The sequence below is a fragment of the Xanthomarina sp. GH4-25 genome, assembly GCF_045363175.1.
Classification (GTDB): domain Bacteria; phylum Bacteroidota; class Bacteroidia; order Flavobacteriales; family Flavobacteriaceae; genus Xanthomarina.
This window is the reverse complement of sequence record NZ_JBJFLO010000011.1, coordinates 1-15,407: the sequence shown is the minus strand read 5'-3', so window position 1 is coordinate 15,407 and position 15,407 is coordinate 1. Positions and strand designations below refer to the sequence as shown.

Sequence of the window (15,407 nt, the reverse complement as noted above, 5' to 3'; positions counted from 1 at the left end):
TATTTAGTGTCTTATTTTATTTAATGCTTGTTCTATATCTTTTATTAAATCTTTTTTAGATTCTATTCCAAGTGAAAAACGAATCAGACCATTACTAATTCCTAATTTATCTCTTTCTTCTTGGCTTAATAACGCATGAGATGTTAGTGCTGGAAGCAACATGGTGCTTTCTACTCCTGCTAAACTCATCGATGGTTTAATTAACTCTAAAGAGTTTAAGAATTCAGAAGCATTTAAGTTATTGTTCAACTCAAAAGACAACATAGCTCCATAACTTTTCATTTGAGATTTTGCCAATTCATGCTCTGGATGGTCTTTTAAGCCTGGATAATAAACATGTTCTACATCTGGGTGATTTTGTAAAAATTTTGCCAGTTTCTTTGCGTTTTTACTTTGAGCCTTTACTCGTAAGCCAAGTGTTTTCATGCTTCTTTCTAACATCCAAACCATAAAATCACTCAAACTACCTCCTAAGTTAATACCAACTTCCCAAATTTGATGAATATGTTCTTTAGATGCAGCTACAGCTCCTGCTAAAATATCACTATGACCTCCTAAATATTTAGTAGCAGAATGAATCACAATATCTATTCCTAGATCAATTGGGTTTTGTAATATTGGACTTGCAAACGTATTATCAATTGAAGCAACAATGTTATTTGATTTTGCTAAACTTGCAACAGCTCTAATGTCTGTAATAGTTAATAGTGGATTTGATGGCGTTTCTAAATGAATTAATTTTGTGTTTGACTGAATGGCTTTTTCAAAATCAGAAACCTGATAACCATCAGTAAACGTGTATTCTATACCATATTTTGGAAATTCTTTTCTAATAAAATTACTGGTTCCACCATATAACGGATTTTGGATCACCAAATGATCACCGGATTTTAAAAAGGCTAGAAATGTCGTACTTACTGCTGCCATTCCAGAGCCAAAAATCAGAGCTGATTCGGCATGTTCTAAGGCTGCAATCTTTTTGGAAAGATATTCTTGATTTGGAGTATTATAATATCTTGGATATCTTTTAACTTCTACATCTTCAAATTGATAGGATGTGGACATGTAAATTGGCGAAACGGCACCTTTAAACTGCTCGTCTTTAATTTCTCCTGTATGTGTACAGATAGTATTTAGCCCTAATTTTCCTTTTGACATGATATGTATTTAAGTGTACATAAAATTAAGAAAATAAGGGCTAAAAACTACTTTAATAATGTATTAAAGTTTTATTATTTTTTTAATATCTACTCCTTCATCTGTTGAAATTCTAAAGAAATACATTCCGGATGCTAGTTCATCTAAACGAATTGTTTCCTTAATTACATTATTAAATCTGAAGGTTTTAATTGTTTTTCCTTGCGTGTTTAAAACTTGAATTTCATTTAGTTTTAATCCGTTTGCTAAAGAAATTGTCATTTGATTATTAGTAGGATTAGGATACATAGATATGTTAGACGCTAAGCTTACTTCATTTGTTGAAAGGACGTCACTTTCATATAATTTTACATTTCTAAAAAATGACGTAGCATCGTTATACCTTCCTCCTCCTGGATAATACAAACCATTATACCATACTTCACTATAGATATCATTTCCTGCTGTAAAGAATAAATAAGGTGCATTTCCATTAAACAAATCACCAATAGGAATGGAATAATGTTTATATGTAAATAAATCGGCATCTTGATAGGTGTCGTAATCTACATTGTAATTAACTGTGGGAGTTATAGATTCAGTTCCATAAAGTTTAAAAGCTAAAATGGGATCTAGTTGTAAATCGTTATCTATACCAATATAATGAGTCTCTCCATCTATAGTACTTTTAAAATCGAATTCTAATATGGTATTTGGAGTGATATTGTAATTTAAAGGTATGGCTTTCCATGCATTTACAGACACATGAATGGTAGCTCCTTGGTTATAATTTATGGTGACACCCCGATCTTCAGAAACATCGTAAGGTAAAACAGTTTCTGTATTGAAATTTATAATTGGCAATAATGGATCGCAGGCATCTGAAGCTGCAGGATTTGCATCAAGGTTCACATCTGTAAACCCATGACATTCATCTACATCATCGCAAATACCATCTTCATCGCTATCATTATAATAATCATTAGGACAAGTATCGCAAGCATCTGGAATCATATCTAAATCTGAATCTACACCACCAGAACAGCCATATAATGTTTCTAAAACATTGCTAACAGACCATAAATTATTTCTATCTGCCACAGAAGAGTTTAAAGTAGCTTCCATTCGTGCTTTTTGACCTTCAGTAAACATCGCATAAGTAGAAGATGTATAATCCATCATATTCGTATAATTATCTTTGGTCCCACAAGTAGAAACAGCACCTACACCAGGAAAATAATCTAAATCGCTTAACGAATTTCCTTGTGTATTTGGCGTGTCTGCAACAGCATCGTCAAAATTACAATAATATGGATCTCCATTACCACCAGCATTAGCCCAAATATGATACACATTTAACCAATGCCCTACTTCATGAGATAAATTATGATACCAAGTTTGCCACATTTCTCCATGTTCTCCAAAAGCCCATGCAGACATAACATGTCCATCTAAATAAGCATTAGCAGGGCTATCGACACTTGGAGGAAATGTTGCAAATCCCGAGCTTGTACTATTGGTCCAAGATTGCGCAACAACATAAATATTGAAATATTTTTCTCTAGGCCAATGGTATAACAATCTCATATTGCTATTATCTCCTTGATATGTATAGGTTGCATCTACTTGCCGATCGATACCATTTGTAGGGTTTCCATCTGGATCAAATTTAGCCAATACAAATTTTAATTTTTTAGCTGTAAAGGCGCCACGAACTGGAACAAAATCTGGATCTATATTTTGATCGAAAGCAGATTCTCCAGCATAAAACACATTTAAAAGTTCAAGAGCTCTTTCAACTGCTTGATCTGAAATATTTTCTACTCCGTTATTATGAATAATATGAACAACGACTGGAATAATGTAATCTGATCCAATTTCAAGACCTCCTATATTTGAATTTCTTTCATATGAAGATGAAGGTATAAAGTTTTTAGTGAATTCTTCTAACTCTTGATAAGCTGGATTGTTTTCAGGTCTTAATGAAGGGTTTTCATTATAAATTTTTTGCTGATATTCTTCTTGAGCACATTGTTTTTGTGCAGAAACACCATAGCAGACTAAAACACTAAATAATAGTAATAGTTTTTTCAAAATAGCTGGTTTTAAATTAATAATTCGTTTAAATAATACTATTGTATTTCAGTAAAAAATAGATTCTTACAGAAATATTATTATGGAATAAAGCTATAGCATTACATCTATAACAAAAAACGCTATTAATTTGAAAATGGAGAAAATTAATTATTAAGAGGATTTCAAATATACTAAATTCATTTAAATACCACCATTGCTATATAAACAATTATATAAAAACAACAATTTATTGGTTTACATATAAAAAATTATACAGTTTCTAATGTAGAGGACTTTGTGTACATGGACAGTCGCTAATCCCTTGTAAAAAGTCTAAACCAATAGTTACCATATGTGTTCCTGAATTATATCCAGCTAAATCATTGGTTGTAATTTGATATGCATACGCAAAATAGAAATTAGATTTCTTTACTCCAACCATAGGGCCAATATTTAATGGTTTTAACACCTGGTCATTTAGGAAGCGATATGAAATACCTCCCCAAAAATAATCTTCTCTTCTATCGTACTTTCTAATCTTGATATTAATATCTGTACTTGAACGATTGTCACTATCGAAGTATTGAAAAAAGACTGAAGGTTCAAATTCCAGTTTTTTATTGGTTTTACTTTGAATTCTTATTCCTGAATATATTTGATAGTTTAAAAGTAAATCGGGTTCAATTCCTGTAAAATCATCAATATCTTTTGGTAAGAGGTTATTCGCATTTAAACTAAAGTAGAACCCTTTATTTCTATATAAAACACCAACATCAAAATTATTATTTGAGATGGCTCTATCATCCGTAACACGTGGATCAATTATAGGTGTTTCATAAGTTGGTTCAAAGTTATTAATATCAATTCTGAAACTATTTAAATTATATGAAATACCAAAAGACAGATATTGCTTTGAATAATAGTCTAAAATTAAGTGATGCGCAAAAGACACTTTTAATCCTTTCTGAATGGTATTTCCATTCTTATCATTATACAATGAAACTCCAACTCCAGAACGACTAGCTATTCTAAAATCGGCATAAATAGATTGGTTGTCAGGGGCTCCTTTAATACCAACCCATTGTGTTAATCCGTTGGCTCTTATTTTTAAATTGTCGCCAATTCCTGCAAATGTTGGAGAAATTACAAAAGGATTATCTGCTAAGTATTGAGTAAATACCGGTAAATTTAACTCTTGACTATAACTTTGTGTTATAATTAGAAAAAGAGAGTATATAATTAGTTTTTTCATTTTGATTCGTTTTTAATTATAAATATTAACCCGTATTTAAATTATCTGTAAAGTGTAAAGTGACCTACAAAACTTCTATCGTCTTTAGGGTCGTTTAGCCTAACAACATACCAGTAATCTCCAGTAGGGAGTTCTTCTCCGTGATACATCCCATCCCAAGTCTGACCTATTCTTAAGCTTGCAACTTTTCTACCATAACGATCGAAAATATCGAAATCTAAGTTTGGATAATGAATGGTACATCCAGGCGCCCAACCATCTAAAACACCATCGCCATTTGGAGTGAAGTAATTAGGTATACAAACATCTACAAAGTCAAAATGTCTTGAAGCAACAGCCATACAACCATTACTGTCTGTAACCGTTACTGTGTATGTTCCAGATTCAGTAATAACAAAGACATTGGTACTTCCATAATCCTCTCCATTTAATGTGTAAACATAATCGCCAGAACCACCAGCTGCTATTGCTACTATTTCGTTTATTTCACCATCGTTTAATACTAAGGTTACAGGGTCGAAAGTAGTTATGTCGAAAAGAGGAGTTCTTTGTATACAACCATTGGTATGTCTAACATCTATAAAATGTCCAGTTCCAGGAATTACATCCATAAAAATATTACTCGCTTGGTAAGTGCCCCCATTTAATGAATAATCTAAATCGTCAAGATTCACATTACTATCATCAACAGAAACTCTAACAATATTACTAGGTGCATTATTAACACATTCATATTCTATAGTAACCAAAGGATTAATTCTTACAGATTCAGGGAAAGTAATATTCCATTCAGATTCACAACCAGAACTATCACGAACATAAACCATATGATCTCCACCACTTAATCCAGTAAAATCAAACTGAGTTTGTCCTGGAGCACCTGTAGTATAAGGCCCATTATAATCGTCTATACTTACAGAGTAAGGAGGAGTTCCTCCAGCAATATCAATACTAAATTCACCATCTAAATCTCCCTCACAAACTTCTGGAATAATCGTTGAAGGAACGATAGTAATTATTACAGGTGCTGGTTCGTTAATTGTAAAATTAAGTGTTAAGTAGCATCCTAATTCATCTTGAACAATCACATCATAAGTCCCTGGTTCTAAGTTTTCAAAAACATTAGTGTCGAAAAACTGATTCAATTGTGGAGAAATAGCATATTTAATAATACCTGTTCCGCCTGAAGCATTGATTGTTACAGATCCATCATTAGCTCCGAAACATGTAACATCTGTTACTGTAAATGGCGCTATCAAAGGTGCCGAAGGCTCTGTAATTGTAAAAGGAGCTGTCGTCGTTAAACAATCACCACTTACTACTTCTACTTGATATGTTCCTGCAGGAAGTAAGGTAAATACACCTGGGCTATTTTGAGTAGCAGGAATTGGGTTACCTAAGGTGTCTTGTAAAGTATATATATAATTTCCTAAACCACCTTGAGCTGTTGCTACAACAACTCCTGTAGAATCTCCTGCACAATTAATAGTTGCATTAGTTAAAGATAAATTTAAAAGTAAATCTGGTAGTGGATCAATAGTTATTTCATTAGAAACAATCGCCAAACAACCATTCGCATCCTGAACATAATACTCATGTGTTCCTACTGGAACAGAGAATGTTGTTGAAGTTGCAAACGAACCTAAAATTGGTGTAAAACTAGGGTTATCACTATAAGTATATGTACCAGTTCCTCCAGTAGCACTTAATGTAAGTGTCGCTTGTGTAAGACATGTTTGAGATGTTTCACTTACTAAACTAGCTTCTATTGGTGTTGGTTGTGTGATTACTATATCTGCTGAAGTAAAACTACAGCTGAATGCATCTGTAACAACAACTTGATAAATTCCAACTCCTAACCCTCCAAATATTGGTGAGGATTGAGGTCCAGAAGAACTAGTAGTAGGCGAAATCATGTTAAGTGTATATAAATAATCACTACCTGAACCACCTGTTGTAGCTGATACCGTTATAGTTGCATTGGCATCATCAAAACAAGATAATAAAGTGGTACTTGCTGTAGCAGTTGCATCTATAGGATTTGGTATATCTAAGGTCACAGTGTCGGAAGCTATACAACCACCAGCATCCATAACATTTACTGTATAAGTGCCAGCTGCTAAGTTTTCAAACGTGCCATTTGTAGAGTAAGGGACGGTTGCTGCTCCTGTTAATTCATATTGATAAGTTCCCCAACCACCAGTGGCAGTTGCTGTAATGGTTCCTAAATCATTGGTACAGGTCACGTTTGAAGTCTCTAATGCCACAACAGCTAAAGGCTCAATTGGTGACATAATAGTTACAACATTAGTTGTTGTAACACAAAACGGACTCGCTGTTTCTGTAACCTCAACGGTATAATTTCCTGCCAATAATCCTGTAATAGCTTGAGGGTTTGTACTTGTATTAGCTGCAATTGGTCCTAATACTGATGTAGCAGTGTTATCAAAAACTTCATAAGTATAAGCTCCAGAATAACCACTTACATTAATTTCTATGGCACCATTATTATCTCCAAAACAAGTAACAGCATTAGTAGCTGTCGCAACAACATCAACCGTATCGAATGGCGAAACTGTATATGCTGCAGTAGCCATTGTACATCCTGTATCTAAATCGGTTACTAAGAAATAATAATCTCCTGGCATTGTAACGGTAAAGATGTTTGAAGCTTGTGGTGTACCACTTGGCAACATTTGATATTCAAAATTCCCAGAACCTCCAGTAACAATAATTTCAATAGAACCTGTGTTATTACAGTCTATAGGGGTCGATTCAACAACAGTTGCAGCAGTTAAAGTAGGTAAAGGTAAGATAGATACTGTGTTTGTAGCAATACACCCATTGGCATCTTTCACATAAATAGTAATCGTTTGTGTACTTCCTGTATCAATAATATTGAACACATTTGAAGTAAAATAATTCGTTCCATCAATACTATAAGTATAAGTACCTGTTCCTCCAACTTCAGTGATTGTTAAAACAGAGGTGTTTACTGTACCATCGGCAGCACATGCAAAATCGGTTGCTGTTCCCGAAACGGTGAGCATTGTTGGTTCTCCAACTGTAACATCCATAGTATTTGAACAACCTCTACCAGAATTTACTTGAACTGTATAAGTTCCTGCAACTAATCCAGTAAACACATTCGAATTTTGAGGAGCTACAACAATTGGAGCTGTTATTTCATAAGTATAAATAGGGTTGTCGTTTCCAGCATCTAAAGTAACTGTTATCACGCCTTCGTTACTTCCATTACAACTCACATCTGTAACAGATGTCGTAAAAGATACAGGAATTGCAGCATCTAAAGTAATGGTCGCATCCTCAGTACAACCTGTTGTTGCATCAGTAATCGTTACCGTATATGTTCCCGAAGGCACTCCAGAAAACACATTACCTAATAGTGTAATAGAAGCAGGATTTGGACTAATAGAATAAGTATATGCACCTGTTCCTCCTAGAGCTGTCACTGTTATTTCACCATCATCATCAGAACAGGTTGTAATTCCTGTTACTGCTGGAGTAATACCTAATGGTGGCTCAATAACAACACTTACAGCATTTTCACATCCATTCACATCTCTTACTACAATTGTATGACTTCCAGAGTTTAAATTTGAGATTGTAAATGGAGTCGTTTGCGATTGAAATGCGCCCCCATCAATACTAAAAGTATAAGGTGGCATTCCAGCAGTAGCTAACGTAACATCAATTTCAAAATTACCTTCAGAAGTATTACATTGATTATTCACTGTAGCCGAAACAACTGGTGAAGGGTCCATTGGTAATACTAAAACTGGTGTTGTTTTAATACATCCGTAAGCATCCATCGCATGCACATAATAACTATTAGCATCCATATTGAATACATTGGCAGAAGCCCAAGAAGGGTCTGTTGCAACTGGTGGCGTTGCTATGGTTGTGATTTGATACATATATGGTGGTGTTCCATCTGTAGCAATAGCGCTTATAACACCAGAATTTGGATGACAATTCGCATTTTGATCGACTGTAGCAGTCAAGCTTAATTCTATAGCCGACTCAGTAATATTAAAAGGTACTGTTACCACACTACATCCTGTATTAGGTCCAGAGGTTTCACTAATTAATACAAAATAATTCCCAAAAGGTAAAGGCCCTAAATTCGCAACAGGTAAAGTACCATTGGCTGGTACTGTTCCAGTTCCACTAATTCCGGTTGTTACTAATGTAAAAGAATCAAATATCTCATAAGTCACATTAGTAGCTGAAGCATACGTACTATTGATAGTAAATGATACATTACCATCTGCGCTACCAGTACATGTAATATTATTCGCTGTTACAGCTGTTGCTGTTAATGTGGAATTTGTTGGAATTGGACTCGTTGCTGTTTCATAGTAACTACAACCTGTAGAAGCATCAAATACAATAAACGTATAAGTAACTCCCGGTAATAAATTAGAAAAAGTAGCACTTCCTGGAGTCAATTCTGGAATCCATGATCCACCAGGAGGAGTACCAACTGCTGGATAAATACTAAAGTAGAATGGGCCAGGACTAATTAAAGTGGTTCCAATAGTTACAACGGCTTCACCACCTAAAAGACAGTCGGCTGTTGCGGTAATATTAATATCTAAATCATCTGGTGGAGATGCAACAAGTACATCTTGAACCAAAATAGAACAGCCATTAGCATCAACCACATTAATTTGATATAATCCGAAATCAACAACATCAAAACTAACCGATGTTGATCCTGTAGTATTTAATTCAGAATTAGAATAACCATTCGTTCCTGTTACAAAATAATTATAAGGAGGTGTTCCTCCTGTTACACCATCGACTATAACAGATCCTTGTGAAACACCTAGAGGTCCACAAGTAATATCTACAGCATGATAATTTACTACAATTGGTGTTGGTTCTGCAATGATTATAGTTGCAGTATCTGTACATGAATTATTATCGGTTAAAGTAATGGTATAAGAACCTGCTGAAAGACCCGAGGTTTGTGTACCATAATCAGTTCCTGTTGTTGTATTAAACACATTAATAACATAAGCTGGCTCACCAACTGTTGTATTTATAACCACATCTATAGCTGCATTTTCATCACCATGACATAAAATAGGTTGGATTTGAGTTACAGAAATAATTTCAGGCAGCGTAAGAGCATCAATTGTATTGACACCTGAAAGTGACGTACAACCTTGAGCATCTGTTATTTGAAATTGATATGTTCCGTTTGTTGCTGTAGTATATGTAAATGGCGAACCTGTTGTACCTAAGGCAGTGAATGCTCCTCCATTTATAGAAACTTCGTAGGTATATGGAGCATAACCACCAGAAATAGTTCCAGTAATAACGGCATCTGGCGATGAAGTACAATCTAAGTCTTTAGTAACAATAGTATTAACTGTTAATTCTGAAGCTATAGTTTCAGCTGGTAGTGTAAAAGTACAACCAAATGCATCTCTTACTATAATTGTATAAGTACCAGGAACTAAATTGTTAAAAATATTATTTGAAGTAAATGGTGCACCATTAATACTATACTGATAAGGTGGCTGACCACCAGATGCAGTCACTTCAAGTGTTGCTGCATTGGTTGCATCATAACAATAATCTGATGTTACATCAATTGATGCTGTTGGGCTTGTAGGAACTGTTAAATCGAATGTTGTTGAAACCGTACATCCTTGAGCATCAATAACTGTTGCTGTATAAGTTCCTGTTTGCGTTAAATTAACAAAAGTATTACTAGCCTGTGCAGGAAGAACTGTACTATCTGGCAAAGTAAGACTATAGGTGTTTCCTCCCCATCCTCCAGTAGCATTAATAACAACTTGTCCATTTCCATTACAGGTAATTGGACTAATTGTAGTTGTGATACTTAAAGCAGAAGTTGGTGCATCTACAGTTAAGGTTGCAGTCGCATCACAGTTTGTTGTGGTATCTGTAACAACAATGGTGTAACTACCAGAAGCTAAACCTGTTAAAATTATTGGTGAAGTACCAGCTGTTACACTTCCTCCATTTATAGTATAATTAAATCCTGTTGAACCAGATACAGTAAATTGAATTGAGCCATTTAAATCTCCAAAGCAAGTTACATCACTCATATTCTGTCCTACTACCGTTAATGCTGGTAAAGGATTAATTGTATAAGATTCTGAATATGTACAATCATTTTCATCAATCACTTGGAAAGTGTAAGTTCCAGGAGCTAAATTGGCAAAAACATTTGATGTCTGGTAAGGTGTCGCAGCAGAAGCTGGAGCAATAATTTGGTACTGCAGAGTACCAGTACCTCCTGTTGTACCAGTAATTGTTATTGATGACGTATTTAATGGACAACTTAAAAGGGTATTATCAAACGTTAAATCTGTTGGAGGATTTAATGGATCGATGGTTATAGTATCCACAATAAAAACACAACCACTATCATCTTGAACTGTTACTGTATAAGTTCCATTTGATAAGCCAGTAAAAACGTTACCATTTTGAAAAGTGATTCCATCAATACTATAGGTAAAAGGTGGTGTTCCTCCTGTAACTCCTGTAACTGTAATTTCACCGTTAGTAGTACAAGTATATGGCGCTGTTAAAGTGGCTGTTCCTGTTAGTGGATCACTTTCGGTAATTGTTATTGTTTGTGGGTCAGTAAGGCATACATCCGTTCCTATTGTATATTGTACTACCACATCATAATTACCAACAGAAAGTCCCGTAAATACATTTGAATTCACAAAAGTTATACCTCCATCAATACTATACATCAAACTGTTTCCATTAGTATTGGTAACATTTATTGTAATAGTTCCATTATCTGATCCTGCACAAGAAATATTTGTTTGATCTACAGTAAATTCTGGAGCTAAAGATGCATCGACTGTAATGGATGTTGTTGCTTCACAGTTATTAGAGTCTATAACTGTAATGTTATAAACTCCTGGAGCAGTAACAACAATTTCTGGCACTGTTTGGAATACTGTTGTACTATTTACAAAGTAAAAATATGGTGGCGTTCCTCCAGTGGCATACACCGTAATTTCACCATCCGTACAAGTTAATGGACTTGTAAGTGCTGAGGTTGCTGTTAATAGAGGTGGTTCTATTATTTCAACATCTTCAGTATGTGTACACCCGTCTTCTGTTTCCACTAAAGTGGTATAAACTCCAGGATTTAGGTTAGAAAATGTATAATTATTTTGAGTGATTGGTCCTACACTATTTACAAGTGTAGCGCCATCGTAAATTGAAAAGAAATATTGTGGTTCAACATCATTAGCTGCCAAAGTAATACTTCCTTTATCTCCATAACACAAAGGTTGAGCTACAGTTAAAGAAACTGTAAAGTCTCTTTCTCTTATTTGAACATCTGGCACTGTAAAAATACACGGGTTAGTTGGTGCCCCAACTTGTCTAATATAAATTGTATAGGTACCAGCAACTGTTACTGTAAAAATATTACTTGTTTGATAGGTGATTCCATCAATACTATATTCGTAACCATTTGGTACACCACCAACAGTAATTTGTCCTGGTGTTGTACAAATAATATCGTTGCTTGTAACCGTTGGGTTTAATACATTTTGATAGACATTAAAGTAGAACTGATTAAAACAACCGCCTTCATAATTTAAGGTTAGTCTAAATTGTCCAGATGTGTTTGCGTTAAAAGTTGGACCTGTTCCTACTTGGTTCCATGAACAAGCGGCATTTTCATTTGCACAGTCTGTATTACTAACAGGTGTACAACTACCTTCATCTAGTTGCTCCCAAATAATAGATGAAGCATCTGTAATATTTGTTTCAATTAATCTAAAGTCATTAGCACCACATAAAAAGATGTTTGGCAATAGTTTTCCATTGTTAGGACAAGTAACCACTTGATCTGCAAATGGAATAACAGGATTTGTTAATGTTGTACCTCCATAATTAGTAACAACAAAAGTTTGATCAATAGACTGACATGGAGCAACAGCTGTATTATGAACATAATAAGTTCCAACAGCAGTAACTGTAATCGTTTGAGTGGTTCCTATTACAGGTGTTCCAGTAGGACTGGTAGACCAGGAATACGAATCGTAACCATTAGCAGCTGTTAATTGAACACTATCTCCACAAAGAATAACGTTTTCTATAAATTCGCAATCTAAATCTACTAAAAAATTGGTTGCTTGAGGCGTAATTAAACAGCCTGTATTAGAATTTAAACTTGGATCATCTGAAATTACAAAAAATGGATTAGTAACACCACTGTAAGTTGCAAATGCTTGATTATTAATAATATTCGAACAGGCATCTGCAAGTTCGTTACAACTATCTACAACTTGAGCATGAATTCTAATTTCTGTAACTGGGTCACCTTGTTCAACTATGGAATTATCAACACTAAAAACTATCTCCCTTGTTGCTGGAGTGTAACTAAGTACTGTTACTCCAGGTGGTAATACTCCTAAATCTGCTGGATAATTAAAAATAATATTTACAGGTAAAATATCCCGAATGATCAAGTTATTTGCGTCATCATTCCCTGAATTATGAAAACCAATAATATAATTTAAAGGTTGTCCTAAGCCAATAGCTAAACCGCCAATATCATTTCCAAGATCATCTTCAACAATTTTAGTAAGAACAATCTTGGGCTCAATAATATCTACAGCAAATGCACAGAAATATGCAAAATATTGATCCTGATTACTCTCCATCCGGATAGTAGCAGTTGTATCATCATTTCCAATAACAGTATTGCCAGGGTTTGGAACTACCATAACTCCTGTATCAAAACCTAGAGTATTTGTACTATTTGGAACTCTATTGTTAACAGGTAAAGCACTTAATTGTGTAACCGAAGAGTTGAAAAAGTTATTTGCTGGTCGATCGACAGCAGACATGGTCACACCATTTAATATCAACCTATCATTCTGAATTGGGCTATCTCCTTCTAAGGCAGCAAAAGCAAAGTTTGCTCGAACTGGTATTGGGGCTGGAACTGTACGGAATCCAGACACTGGAATATCGACATTTACAGAGCTATTTATAGAACTAAAACCATCAAAACTTGTAATTGATTTACCAGGTAAAGTTGGGTCTTCGAAAACAATAAACAGAGACCATCCTGCCGAATAACCTGTTCCGTTATATGGATTAAATGTTGAGGTTTCCCCAACTGCTGTGGACACATTTCCTACTGTATATGTTCCTAAATTAGCAGCCAAACCTGTAACAATTGATGTTACATCCGCAAAACAAGAATAAGGATAACTATTTCCAGTTTCTACGCCATTGGCTTCGTAAATGACAGTACCTACTACATCATTATAACCGCCAGTGGGTCCTTTAAATTTTACTTGAGTTATTGGATCATTTCCGTTAGTAACGGCTCCCCAATATAAACCTGCATGAACAATTTTATAACATCCTGGGTTTGGTATTTCTAAATCCGCACTTGAGGAATTAAATGTAGATCCATCGCCGTCAATATCAATATATTGCATATCAACATTATGGTTATAAACAGAATTGTCATTAAATGGACTATTGCTTGGTCCTAGAATGTTATTCCCAATTAAGCGAATATCTCCTTTTAAATCACTATTAAATCTCGGTGTGAAGGGCACAAAGTTTTGAGCAAATGTTTGCATGCTCAACAGTAGTATGATTACAACAATGCCAATCTTAAAAAAAGTAGGTTTTTTCATGATATTTTTATTTATATATAATCATTTCATCTTTTTAAGGGGCATTAAAAAGACCAAATGGGGGCTTTCATATTTTTACTATTCTTCTATTTTAACAACAGACATTTTTTCATTATATGGTAAATTTCCTTTGTTTTCTAATCCTCTCATAGCTTCTTCTACATATTCAAATTTTTGAGAATAGATATAATACTTACTGGTATTAACATCATAGAAGAAATTAATATTTGATTGTCCAGCAGATACCACTTTTTCTAAAAATTCATCTCTATCATTTATATTTTCATGTACAGCTAATATCATATAGTAGCCTTTTTCTACATTTTGTACACCTTTTAATATTTGAACATTACTACTTTGTTCTTCTCCAAAATTAAAGTCTTCTGCAGTTAAAGGCTCTGTACTTAATGGCGTGCTATTAATAATTCTTTCTAAGCTAGCCATATCTTTTTGATGTCTATCCTTTTCATTATCATAAAGAGCTCTTTTAATTCTTCGTTTTCTCTCTATTTCTGTAGCTACTTTAATAGACTCTAAAGACGAAACTAAACTGGCTCTTGTTCTTTCAAATTCTGCCTGTTCTTCTTTTAAAGTTTGAATTGTTTCTAAATAATATTGACTTGTCTCATCATTTCTGTTTGATCCTTTTTTAATACGTTGGTTATATATATTTTCTAATTCAGTAATGGTCTTGTTACGTTCTGAAATAGCTGCATCTAAATCTGATTTTAAAGCTTCTAAAGCTCTATTTTCTGCTGAAATACTCTTAAACGGTTTTGGTTCAAGATAAATACCTTGCTCACTTAAATCGTTTTCTTCTTTTAAGTCTTTAAGATCTTTTTCTTTGGTAACAACAACCTCATTTAACCTTATTAATAAAGCGTCTTGTTCTTCTTTAGATGCTTTTGTTTCCTCTGTCAATGCATACATAGATTTAGCTAAAGCATCTTTTTGAGTTACCTCAATATCAGCTTGAGCTGCTGCTGCTTCGGCCGCTAATCTAGCTTCTTCATCTGCTTGTGCTTGAGCTGCTGCTTCGGCTGCTAATCTAGCTTCTTCATCTGCTTGTGCTTGAGCTGCTGCTTCGGCTGCTAATCTAGCTTGTTCGTCTGCTTGTGCTTGAGCTGCTGCTTCGGCTGCTAATCTAGCTTGTTCGTCTGCTTGTGCTTGAGCTGCTGCTTCGGCTGCTAATCTAGCTTGTTCGTCTGCTTGTGCTTGAGCTGCTGCTTCGGCTGCTAATCTAGCTTGTT

At 34.6% G+C, this 15,407-nt stretch carries 4 protein-coding genes and 1 pseudogene; all 5 read right to left on the bottom strand.

Annotated features, from left to right (window positions below; translation table 11 throughout):
* Positions 1 to 3: 3 nt before the first annotated feature.
* Positions 4 to 1,158 carry a PLP-dependent aspartate aminotransferase family protein gene (locus tag ACI5KZ_RS14145; RefSeq protein WP_109310174.1) on the bottom strand — a complete coding sequence of 385 codons (1,155 nt, stop codon included), beginning with the start codon at positions 1,156 to 1,158 and terminating at the stop codon, positions 4 to 6.
* Positions 1,159 to 1,221: 63 nt separating this feature from the next.
* Positions 1,222 to 3,231, bottom strand: coding sequence for a M43 family zinc metalloprotease (locus ACI5KZ_RS14140; RefSeq protein WP_109310175.1), 2,010 nt, complete (start codon positions 3,229 to 3,231; stop codon positions 1,222 to 1,224).
* Between the two features lie 262 nt (positions 3,232 to 3,493).
* Positions 3,494 to 4,465 (bottom strand): type IX secretion system membrane protein PorP/SprF, encoded by a 972-nt coding sequence (locus ACI5KZ_RS14135; protein ID WP_406847994.1) that lies wholly within the window; start codon positions 4,463 to 4,465, stop codon positions 3,494 to 3,496.
* A gap of 41 nt (positions 4,466 to 4,506) precedes the next feature.
* Positions 4,507 to 14,157, bottom strand: a complete 9,651-nt coding sequence (locus ACI5KZ_RS14130) for a T9SS type B sorting domain-containing protein (RefSeq protein ID WP_406847993.1) — start codon at positions 14,155 to 14,157, stop codon at positions 4,507 to 4,509.
* Between the two features lie 78 nt (positions 14,158 to 14,235).
* A pseudogene (locus ACI5KZ_RS14125) lies at positions 14,236 to 15,407 on the bottom strand (hypothetical protein); the annotation flags it as partial.